The following is a 23,425-nucleotide window of genomic DNA, read 5'->3' on the forward strand; positions in this document are numbered from 1 at the left end:
AAACGATCCCGTCTGCTCTGGGCGCTGCGGCTGGGCCTGCGACGGGGCACGCGTGTGCGCGAGTGTCTGGACGGCGGCTCACCCTCGTATTACCCAAGCCATGGTTTTGGAGCGAGGATGTGGCAATGGCTCGGACGCAGCGTGCGGTTGAAGACCTGACACCGGCACGGGCAAAGGCGGAACTCGAAATGCTGGCGCGCGAGATTGCGGCAGCCGATCTGGCCTATCATCAGGGTGATGCCCCGGTGATGGACGACGCGAGCTACGATGCGCTCAAGCGTCGCAATGCCGAAATCGAGGCGCGCTTTCCGGAGCTGAAACGCGCAGACAGTCCGTCCGACCGGGTCGGCGCCGCGCCGTCGGAAGCCTTCTCGAAAATCAAGCACAAGGTCCGGATGCTGAGCCTTGCGAACGGCTTCGAGCATGAGGACATCGCCGATTTCGTCTCCGGTGTGCGGCGGTTTCTCAATCTCGGGTCCCAGGATCCGCTTGCCTTCACGGCCGAGCCGAAGATCGACGGGCTTTCGCTCTCGCTGCGCTACGAGAACGGCAGGCTGGTTCAAGCGGCCACGCGGGGCGACGGAGAGACCGGTGAGAACGTGACCGCGAATGCGCGCACCATCGACGACATTCCGGTAGAGATCGAGAGTGCCCCCGAAGTGCTCGAGGTCCGTGGCGAGGTCTACATGAGCCACGCGGATTTTGCCGCGATCAATGCGCGCCAGCAAGAGGTGGGCGGGAAGACCTTTGCCAATCCGCGCAATGCGGCCGCGGGGTCGCTGCGCCAGCTCGACGCAAAGGTCACTGCCTCGCGTCCGCTGAAGTTCTTCGCTTATGCCTGGGGCGAGACGAGCGCGCCACTTTCCGATACGCAGTCAGGGGCCATCGAGCGGCTCTCGGAGTTGGGTTTCGTGACCAACGCGTTGATGAAGCGCTGCGATGGCGTCGACGATATGCTGGCCCATTATGGCGCAATCGAGGCGCAGCGGGCGGATCTCGGCTATGACATCGACGGCGTGGTCTACAAGGTCGACCGGCTGGACCTGCAAGGGCGGCTCGGGTTCCGCTCCTCCACTCCGCGCTGGGCGATTGCGCACAAGTTTTCCGCCGAGCGCGCAACCACCCGGCTCGAGGCCATCGAGATCCAGGTCGGCCGGACGGGTGCGCTTTCTCCCGTCGCGCGGCTGACTCCGGTAACTGTCGGGGGCGTGGTGGTTTCCAATGCGACACTGCACAACGCGGACTACATCGCCGGGCGCGATTCGAAGGGCAATCCGATCCGCGAGGGGCGCGATATCCGCGAAGGCGATTGGGTGACGGTCTACCGGGCAGGTGACGTCATCCCGAAAATCGAGGATGTCGATCTCTCGCGGCGGTCCGAAGACAGCAAGCCCTACATTTTCCCGGAAAAATGTCCGTATTGCGGTTCCGACGTGGTCCGCGAACCGGGCGAGGCGGTGCATTACTGCACGGGCGACCTGATCTGTCCGGCACAGGCGGTGGAGAAGTTGCGGCATTTCGTCTCGCGCAACGCCTTCGATATCGAAGGGCTCGGCTCCAAGCAGGTGGAGGCCTTCTTCTCCGAAGGCTGGATAATGGAACCCGCGGACATCTTCACGCTCGAGACGCGCCACGGCGACGAATTGCGCAAGCGCGAGGGCTGGGGCGCGAAATCGGCCGGCAACCTCTTCCGCGGGATCGAGGAGCGGCGGACCATCCCGCTCAACCGGCTCATCTTCGGGTTGGGCATCCGGCACGTGGGCGAGACAGCCGCGCGACTGATCGCTCGAAGCTACGGGTCCTGGGCGGCTTTCGCCGAAGCGATGGAAGCGGCACGGGAGCACGAGGGTGATGCCTGGCAGGCGTTGAACGATATCGACGGCGTGGGGCCTGTCATGGCGGGAAGCCTGGTGGATTTCTTCCACGAGCAGGCCAACCGCGCGGCAATCGAACGCCTAGTCGCCGAACTCGACGTCGAGGATGTGGAAGCGCCTGCGACCGCTGACAGCCCCGTTGCAGGGAAGACGGTGGTTTTCACCGGCACTCTAGAGAAGATGACGAGGGCCGAGGCAAAGGCACGGGCGGAAAGCCTCGGTGCGAAGGTTTCGGGATCGGTTTCGGCCAAGACGGATTACGTGGTGGCCGGTCCGGGAGCGGGCTCGAAGGAGAAAAAGGCGCGCGAGCTTGGCGTGACGCTCCTCAACGAGGATGAATGGCTGGAGTTGATCGGTTAGGGCTCAAGCCTGCGCGTGAAGGTCGATAGCGCCGCGTTCTGCATCCGAGTGATGTAATCCGTTTTTGACCAGCCACAGGTTTCGTGGAGCTTGAACCAGGTCTCCACCGACAGCATCGACCAGAGCATGTCGGTGGCGGAGTCGACCGTCCAGACTTCGGCCAGATCGGAGTCGGACGCAAGCGCCCGGACCGCCGCCTCGCAACCTTCGCGCACGTCCTGCATCCGTTGCTGCCAGGCGCGTTCCGCCTCCGCATCGCTTTCCTGCATCGCGATGAGTGCGCGAGCCACCGGAGCGATATGCGGCAGGTATTCTCCCCAGAAGGTGATGAACGCGCGAAGCCTCTCGCGGCCCGTGGAAGCCTCGCGGCTGGGCACAAGCCGGGCTTCGACATCGAAGGCGCGATCCATGTCGCGAGTGACCTCCGCCAGCAGATCCGCGCGGTTCTTGAAGTGAAGGTAGACCGCCTGCCGCGAGACGCCGGCGCGGCGGGCAATATCGGACATGCGCGTTCCCTTGGGTTTGCCCGCTTCGAGAAGCTCACGAGCGGTAACCAGGATCCGTGCACGAGTGGGAATCGAATCATTTGACATCTTGTCAAGTTAGCGGTTATTTACACAGTGTCAATTTACACAATGTAAAGTCAGGAGAACATCATGAAACTCGCCGTCTTTGGTTCCACCGGCAGCGTGGGCCGCCATATCGTTGCTCAAGCGCGTGCAGAGGGGCATGTCGTCACCGGTTTTTCACGCGGGCAGGCGACTGAGCCTGAATTTTCTCCGGATGCGCTCGTGCAGGGTGATGTGCTTGATCCGGAAGCGGTGGCCAAAGCCGTTGCCGGGCAGGATGCGGTGCTCGTGGCCCTTGGAGCGGGGCGCAAGGGCGGGGTGCGCGCGTCCGGAACCGCAAATGTGATTGCCGCGATGAAGCGTCATGGCGTGCGACGTCTCGTATGCCAGTCTACCCTCGGCGCGGGAGAAAGCGTCGGAAACCTCAATTTCTTCTGGAAACACGTCATGTTCGGCATGCTTCTACGTCCTGCATACGCTGACCATCAGGCGCAGGAGTGTCTGGTCCGGGACTCCGGCCTTGATTGGACGATTGTGCGCCCGGCGGCCTTCACCGATGGCCCCGTTGGCGGAGAGTATATCCACGGGTTTGCCAATGACGCCCGCAACCTCTCACTTGATGTCTCAAGGGCGGATGTTGCACGCTTCATGCTCGAGCAGCTTGAGAGCACGACCTATATCCATGACGCACCAGGGCTTTCCTACGCTTTGGCCGCTTGATGGCCGATTGCACTGCGCCCGCCCTCCTGATAGATATCCGGTTGGCGGGTGCGTGGGAATATGACCGCTTTTCAATGGGATAGGGTGGTCTCCCGCGTGGCCTTCCTTCGGCGAGAGCGGGGGCGCATGAGCCGACCGAATATCCTGTTTCCGCTCTTTTCCGATATCACCGGGCTTGACGGTATCGGACCCAAGACTGCGAAGCTTCTGGAGAAGCTTGCGATTTTCAAGCCTGCGGACATGATCCTGACGCTTCCATCCTCGGGTGTGGATCGGCGGATCAGGCCAAGTGTTCAGGGGGCCAGCCTCCCCGCCACACTCACAGTCGAGGTGGTGATCGGGCTGCACCAGCCGCCGCGAGTGAAAGGGCGCCCCTATCGCATTTTCGTGCAAGATACGGCGACGGAGTTTCAACTCGTGTTCTTTCATCCGCGAGAGGATTGGCTGCGGCGCAATTTCCCCTCAGGACAGAAACGGGTGGTTTCCGGCCGGGTCGAGCTTTTCGATGGCATGGCACAGATGGTGCACCCCGATCATGTTCTACGGCCGGGGGAGGAAGGGGAACTGCCAGATTTCGAGCCAGTCTATCCGCTGACGCAGGCGCTTACGCTCCGGACCATGACCCGGGGCATTCGGTCTGCAGTCGAGCGCGCGCCCGATTTGCCCGAATGGATCGAGCCCGGATTGAAAGCCAAGCGCGGCTGGCCCGACTGGCAGGCTGCGGTGCGCGCAGCGCACACGCCGGGACAGGCTGCCGACCTTCTGCCCATCCATCCTGCACGGGAAAGGCTCGCATATGACGAACTGGTTTCGCATCAGGTCACGCTTGCGCTTGCGCGGCTGAAGACCAAGCGGGCGAAGGGTTACGAAACCCGTGGTGATGGGCGGCTGACGCGGGTGGTTCTCGATGCACTTCCCTACACGCCGACCGGGGCACAGTTGCGGGCATTCTCCGAAATCAGTGCCGACATGGCGGACAGCCACCGGATGAACCGGCTGCTCCAGGGGGATGTCGGGGCGGGGAAGACACTGGTCGCGCTGCTTGCCATGCTGGCTTGCGCCGAGGCTGGAGGGCAGGCCGCGTTGATGGCGCCCACAGAGATCCTCGCGCGGCAGCATCTTGCTTCCATCTCGCCGCTACTTGAGCCGGTTGGGATCAGGGCCGAAGTGCTCACGGGTCGTGACAGGGGGCCGGAACGGGCAGAAAAGTTGCGCGCTTTGGTGGCCGGTGAAATCACTTTCCTCGTTGGAACGCATGCGCTTTTCCAGGCGGATGTAGCGTTTGCCGATCTGCGACTGGTGGTCATCGACGAGCAGCACCGTTTTGGGGTGCGCCAGCGGATGGAGTTGAGTGCGAAGGGGCGGGTGCCCGATGTTCTGGTTATGACGGCCACGCCGATCCCGCGCAGTCTTGCGCTCGCAAGCTATGGCGACATGGACCTTTCCGTTCTCGACGAGAAACCGCCAGGGCGGACACCAGTGGAAACAGCCTTGGTGTCTTCCGGGCGCATCCCGGAGGTGGTGGAGCATCTTCGCAAGGCGCTGGAGGAGGGGCGGCAGGCCTATTGGGTCTGTCCATTCGTGGTCGAATCCGAGACCGCAGACCTGACGGCGGCCGTAGAGCGATACGAAAGCCTGCACGCCGCACTGGGCGAAAAGGTGAGCCTGATCCATGGCCAGCTTCCGCCGGCACAGAAGGATGCGGCCATGGCGGATTTTGCCGAAGGGCGCACTCGGCTACTGGTCGCGACAACGGTGATCGAGGTTGGCGTGAACGTGCCCAATGCATCGATCATGGTGATCGAGGGTGCGCAAGCCTTTGGTCTGGCACAGCTTCACCAGCTCCGGGGACGTGTCGGGCGCGGTGCGGAGAAATCGACCTGCCTGCTTCTCTACGACCCGCCGCTTGGTCAGACGGCGCAAACGCGGCTCGAGACTTTGAGGGAGACGGAGGATGGTTTCGCGATTGCCGAGGCTGATCTGAAAATACGCGGTGCGGGGGATCTTCTGGGGGTGCAGCAGTCGGGACTGCCGCATTTTCGGATTGCCGACCTCGAAACCCAGGCCGACCTTCTGGCCGTCGCGCAGGACGATGCCAGGTTGCTTTTGACGCAAGACCCCGATCTCATCTCCGAGCGCGGCAAGGCGATGCGCGTGCTGCTTCACTTGATGGAGCGCGACAAGGCGATCCGTATGCTTGCGGTGGGCTGACCCCATTTTGTTCCGCTAATGTTCCAATCCTGTTGACCGAATCGGAATAGAATGAGAACATTTATCGAACAAAGCGATTCGACTTGGGGATAAGTAAGGAAGGAATATGCAAGTGAAAGATACCGTTCGCCGTCTCCTGGCCGCCGATCGTGACGGTCTTGCACAGGAGGTCATGAGCCTTTCCGTTCTTTGCGCGGTTATTGTCGCGATTTTTTCTGTCCCGCTCGGTCACTAGATTGCCGGTTTTTCGACTGCCTGCGGCGCCCGTTCCGATCTTCACTGTCCGATTGTTTGGAACCTGCCTGTCACGGCGCCGCCACTTCGGGCCGCACTCCCTAGGGAGCTGCGGCCCTTTTTTCCGGCACAGGGAGGACGCACGAGGGCCCTTTCAACCGGTATGGTCTCGGTATGGAAACGGTATGGAAATCGTATGGCTAAAGTATGGCTGATGCACGTTCAGCCCGCCTTGCGGTGCTTGCTGCAGGGGCGAGAAACAGGGTCCTTTTATCACCCGCGCGTAGATCGGAGAGGCAGCGAAGGTCGCGCACGACCGTTTTGCCGGGTAGCCCGGAAGGCGGACTGAGGATTGCTCACCGGCATGGGGTCAACATGGACGGAAAGCCTGGTTCTCGTGCTTCCGAACCTTGGTGCGGAATCAGGTCGAGAGGTAAACAGGTGATTGGCGCGTTCGACGGATTGGCTGATGGTTTTGCGCGCCTTGGTGGAAGAAATGGAAATGCAGCCCCGTGCTATTGCTCGGTGCCGTGGATCGACAGGGTTGTGGCCGGAGTTGTTCCTGATGGGGAAAGACCCTGCCTGGCGACAGGAGCCTGCGGGCGGCCCTGCGGGGTATGGTCGGGGCGTGTTTGAGCCCCGGCACATGCGCGGGTTAGCTAATGGTCTCGCGCGATCAGATACAGTCGATACGGCACGCGGTGCCGTTGTGTCCGGCAGATCGACTGGTTTGACGCTGGTGCTGTTCCCGATTTGGGCTGGCTGATCCGGCGTATTAAGTGACGTCCAGGCCGGCCGTCAGGCAGTGGCAGAAGCCTCGTCGAAGGCGGCGAGGGTGGCTTCGAGCGCCAGCATGATCGAGGCATGGCGGTTCTTGTAGTCTCGCGCGGGAATGAGGACTTCATATTCCTCGAAGGGCGCGGTGGGGACGGGGCCGTCGGATTTCAGCATGTCGCGCAGCTGATCTCGCGCTGTCTCGATCTCATCCCTTGTCCGACCGATGGCCTTCTTGCCGAGGATCGAGGCGGATGCCTGGCCCAGCGCGCAGGCCTTCACGTCCTGGCCGAACCGGGAAATGCGGCCATTCTCGAGGCTGAGGTCCACGGTCACGGTCGAGCCGCAAAGGGGAGAGCGTTTCTTGGCCGAAACCTGGGGCTGGTCGAGGCGTTCGGCGTGGGGAATGGAAGCGGCCAGCGCAAGGATACGCCCGGAGTAGAGCTTGACCATGTCTTCGTTGTTGCTCATGCGGACGACCCTTTGAAAATCTTTCAGCTTCCCCTAGATAGGCGCGATCCAATGTCCCGAAAAGGGGAAGTATTCATGTCTGGTTTCGACATCGCGAGTCTGCGCTTCGACGACAGGGGGCTGATTCCGGCCATAGCACAGGATCGCTCGGGCGAAATCCTGATGCTGGCCTGGATGAACGCGGAAAGCCTGCGGGTAACCCTAGAGACCGGCCATGTCACCTACTGGTCGCGCAGCCGTGGAGAGCTTTGGGCCAAGGGCGCGACCTCCGGCCATCTTCAGCATCTCGTCGAGCTGCGAGTCGATTGCGACCGGGACTGCCTGCTGCTCATCGTGGATCAGACCGGCCCGGCCTGTCATACCAACCGGCGGAGCTGTTTTTATACGGCAGTGCGCGACGGCGAGGAAGTGATCCTCAGCGAGCCGATGGCCTGAGCCCCGCGCGGCCCCGAAAGGGCCGTTCTGAAGCGGCTTTGTCGTGTCAGGATGGTGGCGCGTATTCCACGCATCGGTTCCGGCCGGCATCCTTGGCGGCGTAAAGCGCCTGATCGGCCTGCGTGGCCAGGGTTGCCGGATCGGAATCCTCGGTGCGCCGGGCAAGGCCGACGGAGACCGTGATCTTGCCGATATCCACGCCGTCGGACATTCGTTTCCAGTTGAGGCCTTCGAACCGGGTGCGAATTTCCTCGGCCAGCTTCAGGCCGGTTCCGGGGAACTTGCAGGAATGGATCACGCAGAATTCTTCGCCTCCCCAGCGACCGGGATAGGCATCGACCTTCTGGCACTCGTTCTTGAGAATGCTCGAGAATTCCCGCAGGACGTTGTCGCCGACTTCATGACCGTGCGAATCGTTGACGGTCTTGAACCAGTCGATGTCGATCATCAGCAGCGTGTCGTGCATGCCGGGCCGGTAGGGCTTGGAAAAGAGGTTCGAGAGCTTCGCGTCGAGCGCGCGCCTGTTGGGCAGGCTGGTCAGAAAATCGGTATTGGCCTGACGGACATAGGTTTCAAGTTCGCGCTCGATCTTGCTGAGGCGACCGCGGGCGTCGTCGAGCCCTTCCTTCATGTCGCTCACATTGCGGGACTGTTGCAGGACAATGTCGCGCATCCGCTGTGCGAGGCTAGACATGTCGCTCGTCGACGGGTGGCTGTGGAGGCCGGACACCAGGCGGGTGAGCTCACCGCGCGAGCGGATGGCGTCCTCCTGGCCCGTGCTGGTGATCTGTTCGAGCGAGCCGAGCTCATTGCCGAGATTCGTGCCGATTGTCCCGAAGGCGATCGCGAGATCGTCATTGCCGAGATACCTGTCGTGCAGCTCGAGCAACTGGAAGCTCTGCACCGGGCCGCGCTCGAGGGCTTCGCCAAGACCCGCAACGATATCTTCGCGCTTGCCCTCGAAATACTTGAAGACAAGCTCGTAGATTGGCGGAACGGGAGAGAGTCCCTTTTCGGCGCAGAAATCGAGCGTCTTGCGGCAGAGATCTTCCGTCTCGGTCCAGCTTCGTCCGCCCGATGCCTGCTCTTGCGATGTGTCTTCGGCCTGGTTCGCCGTGTTCTGTCTCATCATTTGCGTGCCGGTTTGACGCCTCTTTTCGAGCCAACATGGCGTGGGCCCACTGCCAGTTCCGGCCATACAGACCCGCACGGGCTTGCTATATCATTAACACGTGGAATAATTGTAGAATAAGGGTTGCGCGGAACCCGGCGGCTCAGACCAGTGCATCAAGCGCGTGGCGCAGGTCTTCCGGTGGGAGCGGGGAGATGGACTTGTCGATCGCGTCGTGGGTCTTGCGCCAGATCGGGAGTGCCTCCCTGAGAATCTGCCGGCCCGAGTCGGTCAGCGCCGGTCGGCGATTTCGCGCGTCCTTCCTGTCGCGAGATATCGTGACGAGGCCACGGCGTTCGAGCGGCTTAAGCGCGGCCGTGATGGTTGTGCGATCCATCGCAAGGAACTCCGCCAGTTCTCCGATGCGTGGCGTCTCCGGGCGATTGAGGGACATGAGAAGCGAGAACTGTCCGTTCGTCAGCCCGTGCGGCTTGAGCGCCTCGTCGAAGCGGCGTGCAAGGGTGCGGGCGGCTCTCTGCGCGCGAACGCACAGGCAGCGATCCCGCACTTCAATCGTGTATTCGATCGGGAGCGAGGCGTCGGTCATCCATATAAGTTGATATCAACGTAATTCGGTGTCAAGCTGTCCGGGCGATTCTGGTGAATTGATCTGAGGAGTTCATGGAATGTCTTACGTAAACGGGTTTCTCGCGCCGGTTCCGGCCGCCAATAAGGACGCCTACATCGAGTCCGCGCGGGCGGCCTCCGTCCTGTTCAAGGCGTTCGGGGCAACGCGCATGAAGGAGTGCTGGGGGGTCGATGTGCCGGACGGGGAGGTGACGTCCTTTCCGATGGCGGTGAAGAAGGCCGAGGACGAGGTGGTTGTCTTTTCCTGGATCGAGTGGCCGGACAAGGCGACGAGCGATGCCTGCATGGCGGCGATGGAGACCGATCCGCGCTGGCAGGAGGTGTTCAAGGACGGGATGCCCTTCGACGGCAAGCGTATGATCTACGGCGGGTTCGAATCCGTCTTCGAGGCCTGAGGCCGGGGCCCCGAGGTCACTTCCGGGGCGGGTCGTCCTCGAAGGATTCCGTCCCGCGTGCCGACAGGAAATGCCCGAAGCCCTGAAGGGCTGGAATGTGTTCGCAGAAGGTGCGCACCACGACCAGAAGCGGGGTCGCGACGAGCATTCCCACCGCGGACCAGAGCCATGCCCAAAGGGTGACGGAGAGGAACACCACGACCGTATTGAGCCGGAGGCTGCGGCCGACGAAGATCGGTGTCACGATCTGACCCTCGACACTTGTAAGCGCAAGGTAGGCGAGGCCGACCCAAATGGCGGAAAAGGGGTCTGGCAGGCTTATGAGTGCCACGCCGGTGGACAACAGCACGCCGACGGCCGCGCCGATGTAGGGAATGTAGTTGAGAAGGAAGGCCGCAAGTCCGAACAGCACCGGGCTGGGCATGGAAAACGCCCACATCACGAGGCAGACACTGACGCCGAGGCCGGCATTGATGACGGTGATCGTGAACAGGTAGCGAGACAGTTTGCGCTCGATGTCGCGAGCGATGACCACGGCGCGCCGCTTGTCCCGGAAGCTTGGCAGCACGTAGACGATCTTCTCGTAGAACATGTCGCCCGAAGCCAGCAGGAAATAGAGCAGGATCAGGGTGAAGCCGGATTGGGCCAGCACCTCTGGCGCCAGGAGCACCACCTTGGCAGTGATGCCGGGCTCGCGCACGGCAACCACGGGCACGTTCGGTCCGTTTCCGCCGCTGGCAAGTTCGTCGACCTGCTCGACCGCTTCGCGGACCTGTTCGGCCGCGCCCATCATGGAACTGATCTTGAGGTTGATCTCCCGGCTGATTTCTGGCGCCCGGTCGACCCATTCGCTGATCGGAACCGCCAGCCCGAGTGCGCCGACAACGAGGCTGCACAGCAAAATGCCGACGATGAGCGCCGCGGATGCGCTGCACGGAATGCCCCGCTTTTCCAGAAAGCGCCGGACCGGGCTGAACACCATTGTAAGCATGAAGGCGAGCACGACCGGCATCAGGAAGTCTCGCGCATAGGCCAGTGCGAAGATCGAAAGCAACAGACAGATGCTCAGGGTGGACCATCGCACGACCGGATCCACGGGCCGTGGGGGCAGTGTATGCGGTTTTGTGGCAGGCAAATCGGTGCCGGGCGCGTCTGGCGCTTCCTTCACGATCGTTTCCCCCCTCTCGCCGCAACCACGATCGTAGTAGTGCGGCGTATCATGCAAACGCCCGAGCAGAGGCGGTGGTTCCCCCGCACGAGGCCGGTCTCCGGCGTATCCGGCGCGGGTGTCGGGGCACTCGGGCCTCCGCGGTTTCAGACCAATATTTCGCCACTGGGCAGATGCGTGGTGCGGATGCCCTGTTTTGGGTTTGACACCCGGTGTGAGGGGCATTGTTATCCTGCATGTGAGCGGGGCGCTCGGCGTTTGATGAAGTATGGTTAAGGGATTTGCATGACGCTCATTCAGTTGTTGACCGCTTCGACGCCGGTTCTCGCCGTTTTCCTTTTGCTGGTGATGTTGCGGATGCCCGCGACCCGCGCCATGCCCCTGAGCCTTCTTGTCACGGCAGGAATGGCGCTTGCCATCTGGAAGGTGCCGCTGCCGCGGGTGTTCGCCTCGGTGCTGGAGGGGTGGGTGATCGCGCTCACCATCGTCTGGATCGTCTTCGGGGCCATCCTGCTCCTCAACACGCTGACCTTTTCCGGTGCGATTTCGGTCATCCGCAAGGGGTTCACCGGGATCACGCCGGACCGGCGGTTGCAGGTCGTGATCGTGGGCTGGCTGTTTGTCGCCTTTCTCGAGGGGGCATCTGGGTTCGGCACGCCTGCGGCGATCGTCGCGCCGCTCCTGGTCGTCCTCGGGTTTCCGCCGCTCGCAGCCGTGGTTCTTGCGCTGATCGCCGACAGTGCGCCGGTTTCCTTTGGTGCGGTGGGGACGCCGGTTCTGGTCGGGATCGGGCAGGGGGTGGACGGGATCACGGCCGAGCAGATGCAGGCGGTCGCGATCCAGGCGGTGACGCTCGATCTGGTGGTGGCGAGTTTCATACCGCTGTTGATGGTGGCGATGCTCACGCGCTTCTTCGGGCCGGACAAGTCCTGGGTGCCGGGCCTGCAGGCCTGGAAATTCGCGCTCTTCGGCGGTGTGGCCTATACCGTGCCAGCCTGGGGCGTTGCCTGGTTGCTGGGGCCGGAATTCCCCTCGATCTTCGGTGCGCTCGTGGGGCTGGTGCTGACCACGCTTGCAGCGCGCACCGGGTTTCTCGTTCCGCGCGAGGTCTGGCGTTTCCGGACGGAGGAAGCCGTGGAGGATCAGGGGCCGGATCTCGGGGAAATGCCCCTCTGGCTCGCCTGGGTGCCCTATCTGCTCGTTGTGGCCTTCCTCGTAATAACGCGGCTTGAGTTTCTTCCGTTCAAGGACTGGCTCACGTCCACGGCCGTGAGTTGGAATGACATTCTCGGAACGAATGTGTCGGTGAGCGCGCATACGCTCTACCTGCCCGGCACGATCTTCGTTCTGGTGGCGCTGATCACGATCATTCTGCACCGGAAGCCCGCCGACAAGGTGGCCCAAGCCTGGGGCAATTCGGTGAAAGCGCTCGGGCCGACGGTGATCGCGCTGGGCGCCTCGGTGCCCATGGTTCGGATCTTCCTCAATTCCGGGGTGAACCTGGCGGACCTCAACAGCATGCCGATCGAGCTTGCCCAGCTTGCGGCGCGCACCTTCTCGGAAAGCTGGCCGCTGGTTGCGCCGCTGGTGGGCGCGCTGGGAAGTTTCATTGCCGGAAGTGCGACCTTTTCGAACATGATGTTCGCGGGCCTCCAGCAATCGACGGCCCAGGAGCTGGCTCTGAACGAGACGGTGATCCTCGCCCTGCAGCTCATCGGTGCGAATGCGGGCAACATGATCTGCGTCGTGAACGTGGTCGCGGCCGCTTCGGTCGTCAATCTTGTCGGCAAGGAGGGGCAGATCATCCGCTTCACGCTGGTGCCAATGCTCTACTACTGCTTTACTTCCGCGCTGCTGGCCTGGTGGCTGTTTCTCTGATCCCTCTTTGGGGGCGTGGCATCGCGCGTCTTGACAGGTTGACGTGAGCGGCTAAACCGGGCGCTCAACCTGAGATCCGGGCGTGCCGTAGGCGCCAAACCCAAAGGAGCGTGACGATGAGCCAGCCAGCCCCCTCTTACCGGGAGGTGTCGATCACGCTTCCCGATGGCGCAAGCCGCCAGTATCCCGCCGGTGTGACCGGCGCTGAAATCGCTCAGAGCATTTCCAAGAGCCTCGGCAAGGCAGCGCTTGCCGTACGCATCGATGACAGGCTGTCCGACCTGAGCCAGCCGATCGAGGCCGATGCCGCTGTCGCAATCGTCACCGCGAAGGACGAGAAGGATGCGCTCGAGCTCTTCCGCCACGACTGCGCCCATATCATGGCCCGTGCGGTGCAGGAGCTCTGGCCCGATGTGAAGGTCACGATCGGTCCGGTGATCGACAACGGCTGGTATTACGATTTCGACCGGCCCGAGCCTTTCACGCCTGACGATCTGGGAAAGATCGAGGCCCGGATGCGCCAGATCATCGCCGCGCGCGACGCAGTGCGCACGGAGGTCTGGCCGCGCGAGAAGGCGGTCGCCCATTACGAGGCCAATGGCGAGCCCTACAAGGTCGAGCTCGTGGGCATGATCCCCGAGGGCGAGCCCATCCGGATGTATTGGCACGGGGAGTGGCAGGATCTCTGCCGGGGGCCGCATCTCGCGCATACCGGCCAGGTGCCCTCTGATGCCTTCAAGCTGATGTCGATTGCCGGGGCCTATTGGCGCGGCGATTCGCGCCGTCCGATGTTGCAGCGGATCTACGGCGTCGGTTTCCGCACCAAGGACGAGCTGAAAGCCTATCTGCACAGGCTCGAGGAGGCCGAGAAGCGGGACCACCGCAAGCTTGCCCGCGAGATGGACTTGTTTCACCTCCAGCAGGAGGCGCAGGGATCCGTCTTCTGGCATGCCAACGGTTTCCGGATCTGGCGCACGCTGGAGGCCTATATCCGGCGCCAGCTCGACGCGGATGGTTATGTCGAGGTGAAGACGCCGCAGCTGCTCGATGCCGACCTGTGGAAGCAGTCCGGCCATTGGGGCAAGTTCCGCGAGAACATGTTCGTGGTGCCCGACGAGATTCCGTCCACCGAGGATGATGGGCCGGTTCTGACAGGCGAGGGCAATCTGATGGCGCTCAAGCCGATGAACTGCCCCGCGCACGTGCAGATCTTCAAGCAGGGCACGAAATCCTATCGCGACCTGCCGATCCGCATGGCGGAGTTCGGCTGCTGCCACCGCAACGAGGCGCATGGCGCACTCCACGGGTTGATGCGCGTGAGGCAGATGACCCAGGACGACGCGCACATCTTCTGCCGGGAAGATCAGATCGAGTCGGAAACCAGCCGGTTCCTTTCGCTGTTCAGCCGCGTCTACGGCCACATGGAGATGACGGATATCTCCTACAAGCTGGCGACACGGCCGGAGCAGCGGGCGGGCGACGACGCGACATGGGATCGCGCAGAGGCCGCGCTCGCGGCCGCGCTGACCAATGCCGGGCTGGAATTCGAATATGCCGAGGGTGAAGGCGCATTCTATGGCCCGAAGCTCGAGTTCCACCTGACGGACGCGATCGGGCGGACGTGGCAGTGCGGCACGTTCCAGCTCGATTATGTTCTGCCGGAGCGGCTGGATGCCAACTATATCGGCGAGGACGGCGGCAAGCATCGCCCGGTGATGCTGCATCGTGCGGTCTTTGGCACGTTCGAGCGGTTCATCGGCCTCGCGATCGAGCATTACGCGGGCAAGTTCCCGCTTTGGCTCGCGCCGAGACAGGTTGTGGTGGCCCCGATCGTTTCGGATGCGAACGGTTACGCGGAAGAGGTCGTTGCGGCGCTCGCCGCGGCTGGACTGCGCGCCGAGGGCGATTACCGCAACGAGAAGATCAACTTCAAGGTCCGCGAGCATTCGCTCTCCAAGGTGCCGGTGATCCTCGCCGTGGGCGGCCGCGAGGTCGAGGAGCGGACGGTTTCGGTGCGTCGGCTTGGCGAGAAGGGCAGCAAGGTCATCTCGCTCGAGGAGGCAATTTCAGGCCTGAAGGCCGAAGCGACGCCACCCGATCTGCGCTGAGCCTTTGGTGTCTCCGGGCGGGAGGCCGTCTAGCGGCTTTTCGCCCGCGGGCGCGGCGCCGCGCTTCACCGAAGCTTGACCCGCATCCCGATAAATCTGGGAACATCCGGCTGCCGAAGAAGGTTTGTCTGATACAAACCGAATGGAGGCACCATGTTTCGACTGAGACACGTGATCATCCTGATGACGAATGCCGTCATCACCGGAGGTCTGCTGATTTTCGTGCTCGCCATGGGATGGTACGGCTGGGTTCCGGTCAGTGCTGCCGTCGTGGTGGGATTTGCACTCTCCTGGCCTGCCGCCGCGATGGTGGCGCGACGCATCAAGCGCGAGGATCCGGGCTGGAACGAGGGGCGCGACCGGCCCTCCAAGGTGGAACTCGAGCGCCGAACCGATGCCAATGAGGCGCCTGCGAAATAGCAGACCCGAGAGGGAAGCTCGGATCGGCCGCGTTTCCTTCATCTCCCGTTAAGGATTTCGGCCGAAATCTCAAATTCGAGATGGATTGACGTTGCAATGTTCTCATTTTGTCCCCATGTTCATCCCCAGAACATTTCTGGAACATGCGAGCGATTGCCGCTGTCGGACAAACGTGGAATAAGAGGCCGAAATGAGTTCGAACATATTGGATCTTTCCGAGAGGCGGGGAATGGACAAGCAGAAGGCACTGGAATCCGCACTCGCACAGATTGAGCGGAATTTCGGCAAAGGCTCAATCATGCGATTGGGCCAGACACCCGCGCTCGATGTGGAAGCGATTTCCACCGGGTCGATCGGGCTTGACGTGGCGCTGGGGATCGGTGGGTTGCCACGGGGGCGCGTGGTCGAGATCTACGGCCCGGAAAGCTCGGGCAAGACGACGCTCGCGCTTCACACCATCGCCGAAGAGCAGAAACTGGGCGGGACCTGTGCCTTTGTCGATGCCGAGCATGCGCTCGACCCGGTCTATGCCAAGAAGCTGGGCGTGAACATCGACGAGATGCTGATCTCGCAGCCCGACACCGGCGAGCAGGCTCTGGAGATCACCGAGACCCTCGTGCGTTCCGGTGCGGTCTCCGTCGTGGTCGTTGATTCGGTCGCGGCGCTGACGCCGAAGAACGAACTTGAGGGCGAGATGGGCGACAGTCAGGTCGGTGCGCAGGCGCGGCTGATGAGCCAGGCCATGCGCAAGCTGACCTCGGCGATCTCGCGGTCCCACTGCATGGTGATCTTCATCAACCAGATACGGATGAAGATCGGCGTGATGTTCGGCAGCCCGGAGACGACTTCGGGGGGTAATGCGCTCAAGTTCTACGCCTCCGTCCGTCTCGACATCCGGCGCATCGGCTCGATCAAGGACCGTGACGAGGTCGTGGGCAATTCCACCCGCGTGAAGGTGGTGAAAAACAAGGTTGCCCCGCCGTTCAAGCAGGTCGAGTTCGACATCATGTATGGCGAAGGGATCTCCAAGCGCGGTGAGCTGATCGATCTCGGCGTGAAGGCCGGGGTCGTGGACAAGTCCGGCGCCTGGTATTCCTTCCAGGATCAGCGGATTGGCCAGGGGCGCGAGAACGCAAAGAACTTCCTGAAGGAGAACCCGGATATCGCCCATCAGATCGAGGACAAGATCCGCGCGGCACACGGACTCGATTTCGCGATGAAGGAGGCCGACAAGGACGAGGTGATGGACGGGTGATCCGGGGTCTTTTCGGCCCGCCGATACCATCCTGATGCTGCGGGCCGTGGACACGCGGCCCCAGCGACGCTAACACCGCGGAACGAAATGGAATGGGTCTCGGCATTCTGGCCGGCACCGAGTGACGCGGAACAACAGCCATGGCAAGCCTCAACGATATTCGATCGACCTTCCTCGAATTCTTCGAGCGGAATGATCACCGGGTCGTGGCCAGTTCGCCGCTGGTTCCGCGCAATGACCCGACGCTCATGTTCGCCAACTCCGGCATGGTGCAGTTCAAGAACCTGTTCACCGGACTTGAGACGCGAGACTACAGCCGCGCCACGACCAGCCAGAAATGTGTGCGTGCGGGCGGCAAGCACAATGACCTCGACAATGTGGGCTACACCGCGCGGCATCACACCTTCTTCGAGATGCTGGGGAACTTTTCCTTCGGCGATTATTTCAAAGAAGCCGCCATTCCATTCGCTTGGGAGTTGCTGACCAAGGAATTCGGACTGCCGGCGGAGAAATTGCTGGTCACAGTCTATCACGATGACGATGCCGCGGCAGATCTATGGAAGAAGGTTGCCGGTCTCACCGACGATCGGATTATCCGTATCGCGACCTCCGACAATTTCTGGATGATGGGTCCGACCGGCCCCTGTGGTCCGTGCTCGGAGATCTTCTACGATCATGGCCCGTCGATTCCGGGGGGACCCCCGGGCAGCCCGGACGAGGACGGCGACAGGTTCATCGAGATCTGGAACCTCGTGTTCATGCAGTTCGAGCAATATGACGACGGTTCGCGGACCGATCTTCCCAAGCCCTCCATCGACACGGGCATGGGGCTCGAGCGGATCGGTGCTGTGCTCCAGGGCAGGCACGACAATTACGATACCGACCTGATGCGGAGCCTGATCGAGGCTTCGGCCAATGCGACGGACGGTGCGCCGGACGGCCCCGGAAACGTGCATCACCGGGTGATCGCGGATCATCTGCGCTCGACTTCCTTCCTCATTGCTGATGGCGTGATGCCGTCGAACGAGGGGCGCGGCTATGTTCTGCGCCGGATCATGCGGCGGGCCATGCGGCATGCGCATCTTCTGGGTGCCCAGGATCCGGTGATGTACAAGCTTGTGCCGGCACTGGTGACGCAGATGGGCCGGGCCTTCCCCGAGCTGACCCGCGCCCAGCCCCTGGTCGAGGAGACCCTGCTTGCGGAGGAGACCCGCTTCAAGGCGACACTGGACCGCGGATTGAAGCTGCTCGATGACGAGCTTGCAGCCCTGCCGGAAGGGGGCGCGCTGCCCGGTGAGGCCGCATTCAAGCTTTATGACACCTATGGATTTCCGCTCGACCTGACGCAGGACGCCCTTCGCGAGCGCGGCCATGCTGTCGACGTGGACGGTTTCGACGCGGCCATGGCGGAGCAGAAGCGCAAAGCCCGTGCAGCCTGGGCCGGTTCGGGCGAGGCGGCGGACGAGGCGGTCTGGTTCGATCTCGCCGACGAGCACGGCACCACGGAATTCCTCGGTTACGATAGCGAGAGCGCCGAAGGGCAGGTCGTTGCGATCGTGCGCGACAATGCGGTCGTCGAAAGTGCAGACACGGGCGAAGAGGTCGCGCTCATCTTCAACCAGACGCCGTTCTATGCGGAATCGGGCGGACAGGTCGGAGATACGGGCACGATCCGCTTCGAGAACGCGGTGGTGCGCATTTTGGATGTGCGAAAGAAGGCCGGCCTTTTCGTCCATAGCGGGCAGGTGGAAACCGGAAGCATAGGTTCCGGCGACAATGCGCAGCTCGAAGTCGATCACCAGCGGCGCGCGGCGATCAGGGCCAACCATTCCGCGACGCATCTTCTGCATGAGGCATTGCGGCGGGCGCTCGGCGACCATGTGGCCCAGCGGGGCTCGCTTGTGGCGGGAGACCGGCTGCGCTTCGATTTCGCGCATTCCAAGGCCATGAGTGCCGAGGAGCAGGCAACCGTCGAGACGGAAGTGAACGAATTCATCCGTCAGGACAGCGCGGTGGAAACGCGGATCATGACACCCGACGATGCCCAGGCGCTTGGCGCGCGCGCGCTCTTCGGCGAGAAGTATGGTGACGAAGTCCGGGTCGTTTCCATGGGCCGAAGCGCGGACAGCGGTGTCGGGCCCAATGGGGACACCTACTCGCTCGAGCTTTGCGGGGGGACGCATGTGGGGCGAACGGGGGAGATCGGGCTCTTCAAACTGATTTCCGAGGGTGCGTCTTCCGGGGGAATTCGACGTGTCGAAGCGCTGACAGGTGCCGCGGCTCTTGCGCATGTCGCGGTGCAGGAAGCTGCGCTGACCGAGGCGGCGTCACTGCTGAAGGCGCGACCGGCTGAGTTGCCGGAGAGATTGCGGGCGCTTCTCGAAGAGCGCAAGGCGCAGGCACAGGAACTGGCGGATCTACGGCGGAAAGTGGCGCTCGCCGGTAATGGTGCGTCGGCTCCGGCGGAAGCCGAGAATATCGGCGGCGTCGCATATTTTGCGCAGGCGCTTTCAGGCGTTTCCGGCAAGGAGTTGCGCGGTCTGATCGATGAGCACAAGTCACGGCTCGGCTCTGGTGTCATCCTGCTCGTGGCCGATACCGGAGGCCGGGCAGCGGTCGCGGCCGGAGTGACGGATGATCTGACCGACAGGATTTCGGCGGTCGACGTCGTGCGTGCGGCGGCGGAAGCGCTTGGCGGCAAGGGCGGTGGTGGAAGGCCCGACATGGCCCAGGCTGGCGGCAGCGATCCGACGAAGGCTCCCGATGCCATTGCGGCGGCACGGTCTCTGCTTCAGGCCTGACACGGCTCGAACGCGAGAGGCGACGCTGTCTCACTTTGATGTAGAGATCATTCCCCGCGCTCTCACCGACGTGGGGTAGGCTGCCAGCGTAAACAGCACAATGTCTGAGCCCGGAGAAGCGGATGTTCGGCTCACTCTACCGCGCGCAGGTGCGGGTCTGGCCTGGAGGAGGCCATGCCGGACGTGCGCGCATTACATGGCGATGTAGCGATCACGGCGGTGATTGATGGCGATGATCAGGTTCAGGGCCACGGCCCCGATTAGCGAGAGCAGAACCGCGCGCAGATCAAGAGTGAAGAGCGCCAGAACAAAAATCACGGCATCCACGATCATCTGGGTCCAACCGGCGCGAAATCCAGCCCGATCCTGCAAATAGACGGCGAGAATGCCGATGCCGCCGAGGCTGGCGCGGTGGCGGAAGATCGCGAGCAGGCCTGCGCCGGAGACAATGCCCGCTACCACGGCACCCGCGAGCGGGTTCACCTCGCCAAACTGGAGCAATTGCGGCTGCACCATGGTGAGGATCGAGATCAGGCAAATGGCAAGGAAGGTCTTGACCGTGAAGGCGCGCCCCATGCGACGGATCGCAAGCCAGTAGAAGGGAAGATTGATCACGAAGAAGACCGGGCCGAAGCCGATGCCGGTCCACTTCGAGATCAGCAGTGCCAGCCCCGCGGCCTGGCCGGTGACGAGGCCGAGGTGCTGGAGAAGGCCCAGTCCGAGTGCGACCATCACCGCACCCGCGAACAGCCCCTGTGCATCTTCGAGCGGGGTGTGGCGCGGGGCGGCTTCCGGCTTCTCGGCCATTTTCGGGTTCAGCCCGAGAGCGCCTTGTTGAGGTTCTCGTCAACCTTTTCGAGGAAGCCCATCGTCGTGAGCCAGCCCTGTTCGGGGCCGACGAGCAGCGCGAGATCCTTGGTCATGAAGCCGCTCTCGACGGTATCGACCAACACGCGTTCGAGCGTGGTGGCGAAGGACATGAGCGCGATGTTCTCGTCCAGCTTCGCGCGGTGCTTCAGACCACCGGTCCAGGCGTAGATCGACGCGATGGAGTTGGTGGAGGTCTGTTTGCCCTCCTGGTGCTGGCGATAGTGGCGTGTGACCGTGCCGTGGGCCGCTTCGGCCTCGACCGTCTTGCCATCCGGGGTCATCAGCACGGAGGTCATGAGACCAAGGGAGCCGAAGCCCTGTGCTACGGTGTCGGACTGCACATCGCCATCGTAGTTCTTGCAGGCCCAGACATAGCCGCCGTTCCACTTCATGGCGCAGGCGACCATGTCGTCGATGAGCCGGTGCTCGTACCAGATGCCCTTGTCCTTGAACCTCTCGGCGAACTCGGCCTCGTAGACCTCCTGGAACAGGTCCTTGAAACGACCGTCGTAGGCTTTGAGAATGGTATTTTTCGTGGAAAGGTAGACAGGCCAGCCGAGCGAGAGGCCGTAGTTCATCGAGGCGCGTGCGAAGTCGCGAATCGAATCGTCGAGGTTGTACATCGCCATGGTGACGCCTGCGGAGGGCGCGTCGAACACTTCGCGCTCGATGGTCTCACCGTCTTCGCCGACGAACTTGATCGTCACCTTGCCCTTGCCGGGAAAGCGGAAGTCGGTGGCGCGGTACTGATCGCCAAAGGCGTGGCGGCCGACAACGACAGGTTTGGTCCAACCGGGGACCAGTCGGGGCACGTTGCGGCAGATGATCGGTTGGCGGAAGATCACGCCGCCAAGAATGTTGCGGATGGTGCCGTTGGGCGAGCGATACATCCGCTTGAGGCCGAATTCCTCGACACGGGCTTCATCGGGCGTGATCGTGGCGCATTTCACGCCCACGCCGTATTCCTTAATCGCATTGGCCGCGTCGATCGTGATCTGGTCTTCGGTGCGGTCGCGTTCCTCGATGCCGAGATCGTAGTATTTCAGGTCGATGTCGAGGTAAGGCAGGATCAGTTTCTGCTTGATGAAATCCCAGATGATCCGGGTCATTTCGTCGCCATCGAGTTCGACAACGGGATTGTCGACTTTGATCTTCGTCATGCGCTGCCCTTCCAGGTGAAACGGATGTGCCGATATGACGTCTCTAGACGAAGAGGATCGAGAAGAAAAGGCTGGCATACAAATGTATACGTTGAATTTTGATACTTTTGGCATTCGATGCTGAAGATCGCGGCAGCCTTTGACGTCTTTGCGCGCCGAATTGTGCGGGAAACCCGGCGGCTGGCCTTGTTCTGCGGTCTGCGAGGCCATATGACCCCACGGCCCGAATTAAGAGAGGTTGAGGCTTGGCCGGGACAAACGCGAAGATGACCCAAGGTGCAGGTGCGGCCCAGCCCGCCATGATCCTCGTTGGCCCGCAGATGGGCGAGAATATCGGCGCGGCTGCGCGGGCGATGTGGAATTTCGGCCTTGATCAGATGCGGATCGTGGCACCGCGCGACGGCTGGCCGAACCCGAAGGCCGAAGCGATGGCAAGTGGTGCGGGGCGACTTCTCGACGAGGCGATGCTGACGCAGACGACCGCCGAGGCCTGTGCCGACCTCACTCATGTCTTTGCGACCACCGCGCGGGACCGGGCGCTGACCAAGCGGGTGCTGACCCCGGAAAGGGCGATGGAAGAGGCCCGAGAAATGGTCGCGGCAGGCGAGCGCGTGGGAATCCTGTTCGGTCCGGAGCGCGCTGGTCTCTCCCGCGATGACGTGGTGCGCGCGAACGATGTGATCTCTGTTCCGGTTAATCCTGCCTTCGGGTCGCTGAACCTTGCGCAATGCGTGCTCCTGCTGTCCTACGAGTGGGGCCGGGGGGCGTTGCCAGCGGAGCCTGCGGACTATCGGCTTGGGGGCGCGCGACTCGCAAAGGGCGGAGAGGTCGATGCCTTCGTCGAGCGGCTTGTGACCCAGCTTGATTCGAAGGATTTCTTCTACCCGGAAGAAAAGCGCCGCAGCATGATCGCCAATCTCGACAACCTGTTCCGGCGCGCGCCGCTGACAGATGCCGATGTGCGCACATTGCACGGTATTGTCCGGGCGTTGTCAGAGGGAAGCCGGCGAAATTGACCGGCGGGATGGGCCTGCCTGCCCACCAATGAGGCTGCATTCGCTCAGGAGACCTTGCGCTCGGCCTTCTGTTTCGCGCGCCGCGCCAGTGTCATGACATCGTCGCCCGCGACCTTCGGGACCACGCGGTAGGCGGCATTGACGAAGCAGAAGATCGCAAAGCCGAGCAATCCCACACATACGATGGCAACGAGGACCTGGCCGTAGATCTGGCCGTTGAGCCAGGAGAAGGCCTCGCCGACCCCGCCCGCTTCATCGGGATTGGCGGTCCAGGCGGCATAGACGATAAAACACCCGATGATCGTCACGATCACGCCTTGGGCCAGAACCCCGGCCTTGAGTACCCAGTTCCAGCGTGTGGTGAAACTATTGGCCCGAAGGTGCTCGCGGTATTTCTCCTTCACTGCCTTGATGCCGTAGTAGATGCCCGCACCAAGCGTGGCGAGGCCCGCGATGCCCACGAGCCAGCGGCCCGCGGGCCAGCCCATCACCGTGTCTACCGCCTTGACAATGCTCGAACTCCCACCGCCGCCTTCTCCGCTCCCGCTGGTGAACAGCAGAAGAAACGCGGCAATGCCGAGCGCGAGATGGTTGATGCCTGTCACGATCATGCCCGCGCGCGCCACCATGCCCTTGCCGTCTGTACCGTACTCCTCCAGGTCATACGTCGCATCTAGGGAGCGCCAGATGGCATAGGCCACCATTCCCACGAAGATCAGGAACAGGACGAGCCCACCCCAAGTGCTCCTTTCCAGTTGCGCCAGGGCCGAGGACGTGCCCTTCGCTTGCCCGCCATGCCACAGCGCGAAGAGCGAAAATCCTGCAACCACCAGATAGACCACACCGCGGCCGGCATAGCCCGCGCGCATAACCGGCACGGCCCAGGACAGATCTTGGTTCGACATTGAACGCACCCCCCGATAAGTGTTGTTTCTACAAACCACCCA

General features: G+C 62.5%; 19 protein-coding genes. 11 read left to right on the forward strand and 8 right to left on the reverse strand.

Translation table 11 applies throughout. From position 1 onward, the window contains the following. Positions 1–125 precede the first annotated feature (125 nt). Positions 126–2,234 (forward strand): NAD-dependent DNA ligase LigA, encoded by a 2,109-nt coding sequence (ligA, locus tag ACP15W_RS05130; RefSeq protein ID WP_424931781.1) that lies wholly within the window; start codon positions 126–128, stop codon positions 2,232–2,234. On the opposite strand, the gene ACP15W_RS05135 is transcribed toward ligA, so the two are convergent. After that, positions 2,231–2,827 (reverse strand): TetR/AcrR family transcriptional regulator, encoded by a 597-nt coding sequence (locus ACP15W_RS05135; RefSeq protein ID WP_424931782.1) that lies wholly within the window; start codon positions 2,825–2,827, stop codon positions 2,231–2,233. The genes ligA and ACP15W_RS05135 overlap by 4 nt on opposite strands. Before the next feature lie 63 nt (positions 2,828–2,890). On the opposite strand from ACP15W_RS05135, the gene ACP15W_RS05140 reads away from it, so the two are divergent. Then, positions 2,891–3,523, forward strand: a complete 633-nt coding sequence (locus ACP15W_RS05140) for an NAD(P)-dependent oxidoreductase (protein ID WP_424931783.1) — start codon at positions 2,891–2,893, stop codon at positions 3,521–3,523. Between the two features lie 126 nt (positions 3,524–3,649). Then, positions 3,650–5,734: an ATP-dependent DNA helicase RecG gene (gene recG, locus ACP15W_RS05145; RefSeq protein WP_424931784.1), complete on the forward strand. Its 2,085-nt coding sequence runs from the start codon at positions 3,650–3,652 to the stop codon at positions 5,732–5,734. Positions 5,735–6,766: 1,032 nt separating this feature from the next. On the opposite strand, the gene ACP15W_RS05150 is transcribed toward recG, so the two are convergent. After that, the gene (locus ACP15W_RS05150; protein ID WP_424931785.1) at positions 6,767–7,213 is read right to left on the reverse strand and encodes an iron-sulfur cluster assembly scaffold protein; all 447 of its coding nucleotides are present in this window, start codon (positions 7,211–7,213) and stop codon (positions 6,767–6,769) included. A 75-nt stretch (positions 7,214–7,288) separates the two neighbouring features. On the opposite strand from ACP15W_RS05150, the gene hisI reads away from it, so the two are divergent. Beyond that, entirely contained in the window at positions 7,289–7,648 is a 360-nt protein-coding gene (gene hisI, locus ACP15W_RS05155; RefSeq protein ID WP_424931786.1) for a phosphoribosyl-AMP cyclohydrolase, read from the forward strand. Between the two features lie 46 nt (positions 7,649–7,694). Here the strand turns inward: hisI and ACP15W_RS05160 are convergent, their stop codons facing one another. Both ACP15W_RS05160 and ACP15W_RS05165 read right to left on the reverse strand, forming a co-directional pair. Next, positions 7,695–8,780 (reverse strand): GGDEF domain-containing protein, encoded by a 1,086-nt coding sequence (locus ACP15W_RS05160; protein ID WP_424931787.1) that lies wholly within the window; start codon positions 8,778–8,780, stop codon positions 7,695–7,697. Between the two features lie 142 nt (positions 8,781–8,922). Further along, positions 8,923–9,366 carry a MarR family winged helix-turn-helix transcriptional regulator gene (locus ACP15W_RS05165; RefSeq protein ID WP_424931788.1) on the reverse strand — a complete coding sequence of 148 codons (444 nt, stop codon included), beginning with the start codon at positions 9,364–9,366 and terminating at the stop codon, positions 8,923–8,925. A 79-nt stretch (positions 9,367–9,445) separates the two neighbouring features. On the opposite strand from ACP15W_RS05165, the gene ACP15W_RS05170 reads away from it, so the two are divergent. Continuing rightward, positions 9,446–9,802, forward strand: coding sequence for a DUF1428 domain-containing protein (locus tag ACP15W_RS05170; protein WP_424931789.1), 357 nt, complete (start codon positions 9,446–9,448; stop codon positions 9,800–9,802). Positions 9,803–9,818: 16 nt separating this feature from the next. Here the strand turns inward: ACP15W_RS05170 and ACP15W_RS05175 are convergent, their stop codons facing one another. Then, positions 9,819–10,970: an AI-2E family transporter gene (locus ACP15W_RS05175; RefSeq protein ID WP_424931790.1), complete on the reverse strand. Its 1,152-nt coding sequence runs from the start codon at positions 10,968–10,970 to the stop codon at positions 9,819–9,821. A gap of 285 nt (positions 10,971–11,255) precedes the next feature. Here ACP15W_RS05175 and ACP15W_RS05180 point away from each other — a divergent pair, with 285 nt between their 5' ends. The 5 genes from ACP15W_RS05180 to alaS all read left to right on the forward strand — a co-directional run bounded on the left by ACP15W_RS05180 (position 11,256) and on the right by alaS (position 19,432). Further along, complete coding sequence (locus tag ACP15W_RS05180; protein WP_424931791.1) at positions 11,256–12,848, forward strand: L-lactate permease; 1,593 nt, start codon at positions 11,256–11,258, stop codon at positions 12,846–12,848. Positions 12,849–12,964: 116 nt separating this feature from the next. After that, a complete protein-coding gene (gene thrS, locus ACP15W_RS05185) occupies positions 12,965–14,956 on the forward strand; it encodes a threonine--tRNA ligase (RefSeq protein ID WP_424931792.1) in 1,992 nt (663 codons plus the stop codon). Positions 14,957–15,109: 153 nt separating this feature from the next. After that, complete coding sequence (locus ACP15W_RS05190) at positions 15,110–15,376, forward strand: hypothetical protein (RefSeq protein ID WP_424931793.1); 267 nt, start codon at positions 15,110–15,112, stop codon at positions 15,374–15,376. Positions 15,377–15,566: 190 nt separating this feature from the next. Further along, positions 15,567–16,631, forward strand: coding sequence for a recombinase RecA (gene recA / locus ACP15W_RS05195; protein WP_424931794.1), 1,065 nt, complete (start codon positions 15,567–15,569; stop codon positions 16,629–16,631). 140 nt (positions 16,632–16,771) lie between these two features. Next, on the forward strand, positions 16,772–19,432 hold the full coding sequence (alaS, locus tag ACP15W_RS05200) for an alanine--tRNA ligase (protein WP_424931795.1): 2,661 nt from the start codon (positions 16,772–16,774) through the stop codon (positions 19,430–19,432). 192 nt (positions 19,433–19,624) lie between these two features. Here the strand turns inward: alaS and ACP15W_RS05205 are convergent, their stop codons facing one another. Both ACP15W_RS05205 and ACP15W_RS05210 read right to left on the reverse strand, forming a co-directional pair. Then, a complete protein-coding gene (locus tag ACP15W_RS05205) occupies positions 19,625–20,239 on the reverse strand; it encodes a YitT family protein (RefSeq protein WP_424931796.1) in 615 nt (204 codons plus the stop codon). 8 nt (positions 20,240–20,247) lie between these two features. Continuing rightward, complete coding sequence (locus ACP15W_RS05210) at positions 20,248–21,462, reverse strand: NADP-dependent isocitrate dehydrogenase (protein WP_424931797.1); 1,215 nt, start codon at positions 21,460–21,462, stop codon at positions 20,248–20,250. Between the two features lie 266 nt (positions 21,463–21,728). Here ACP15W_RS05210 and ACP15W_RS05215 point away from each other — a divergent pair, with 266 nt between their 5' ends. After that, the gene (locus tag ACP15W_RS05215; RefSeq protein WP_424931798.1) at positions 21,729–22,478 is read left to right on the forward strand and encodes an RNA methyltransferase; all 750 of its coding nucleotides are present in this window, start codon (positions 21,729–21,731) and stop codon (positions 22,476–22,478) included. Between the two features lie 44 nt (positions 22,479–22,522). Here the strand turns inward: ACP15W_RS05215 and ACP15W_RS05220 are convergent, their stop codons facing one another. Then, the gene (locus ACP15W_RS05220; RefSeq protein ID WP_424931799.1) at positions 22,523–23,383 is read right to left on the reverse strand and encodes a DUF1206 domain-containing protein; all 861 of its coding nucleotides are present in this window, start codon (positions 23,381–23,383) and stop codon (positions 22,523–22,525) included. Positions 23,384–23,425 lie beyond the last annotated feature (42 nt).

It is taken from the genome of Amaricoccus macauensis, from assembly GCF_049800915.1.
GTDB classification, from domain to species: Bacteria; Pseudomonadota; Alphaproteobacteria; order Rhodobacterales; family Rhodobacteraceae; genus Amaricoccus; species Amaricoccus macauensis_A.

Coding starts and splice junctions, on each gene's coding strand:
- ACP15W_RS05210 (WP_424931797.1), bottom strand. CDS start 21,462: ATGACGAAGATCAAAGTCGACAATCCCGTTGTCGAACTCGATGGCGAC.
- ACP15W_RS05160 (WP_424931787.1), bottom strand. CDS start 8,780: ATGATGAGACAGAACACGGCGAACCAGGCCGAAGACACATCGCAAGAG.
- ACP15W_RS05215 (WP_424931798.1), top strand. CDS start 21,729: ATGACCCAAGGTGCAGGTGCGGCCCAGCCCGCCATGATCCTCGTTGGC.
- ligA (WP_424931781.1), top strand. CDS start 126: ATGGCTCGGACGCAGCGTGCGGTTGAAGACCTGACACCGGCACGGGCA.
- hisI (WP_424931786.1), top strand. CDS start 7,289: ATGTCTGGTTTCGACATCGCGAGTCTGCGCTTCGACGACAGGGGGCTG.
- ACP15W_RS05150 (WP_424931785.1), bottom strand. CDS start 7,213: ATGAGCAACAACGAAGACATGGTCAAGCTCTACTCCGGGCGTATCCTT.
- ACP15W_RS05165 (WP_424931788.1), bottom strand. CDS start 9,366: ATGACCGACGCCTCGCTCCCGATCGAATACACGATTGAAGTGCGGGAT.
- ACP15W_RS05170 (WP_424931789.1), top strand. CDS start 9,446: ATGTCTTACGTAAACGGGTTTCTCGCGCCGGTTCCGGCCGCCAATAAG.
- ACP15W_RS05220 (WP_424931799.1), bottom strand. CDS start 23,383: ATGTCGAACCAAGATCTGTCCTGGGCCGTGCCGGTTATGCGCGCGGGC.
- ACP15W_RS05135 (WP_424931782.1), bottom strand. CDS start 2,827: ATGTCAAATGATTCGATTCCCACTCGTGCACGGATCCTGGTTACCGCT.
- recG (WP_424931784.1), top strand. CDS start 3,650: ATGAGCCGACCGAATATCCTGTTTCCGCTCTTTTCCGATATCACCGGG.
- ACP15W_RS05180 (WP_424931791.1), top strand. CDS start 11,256: ATGACGCTCATTCAGTTGTTGACCGCTTCGACGCCGGTTCTCGCCGTT.
- ACP15W_RS05205 (WP_424931796.1), bottom strand. CDS start 20,239: ATGGCCGAGAAGCCGGAAGCCGCCCCGCGCCACACCCCGCTCGAAGAT.
- recA (WP_424931794.1), top strand. CDS start 15,567: ATGAGTTCGAACATATTGGATCTTTCCGAGAGGCGGGGAATGGACAAG.
- ACP15W_RS05140 (WP_424931783.1), top strand. CDS start 2,891: ATGAAACTCGCCGTCTTTGGTTCCACCGGCAGCGTGGGCCGCCATATC.
- thrS (WP_424931792.1), top strand. CDS start 12,965: ATGAGCCAGCCAGCCCCCTCTTACCGGGAGGTGTCGATCACGCTTCCC.
- ACP15W_RS05190 (WP_424931793.1), top strand. CDS start 15,110: ATGTTTCGACTGAGACACGTGATCATCCTGATGACGAATGCCGTCATC.
- alaS (WP_424931795.1), top strand. CDS start 16,772: ATGGCAAGCCTCAACGATATTCGATCGACCTTCCTCGAATTCTTCGAG.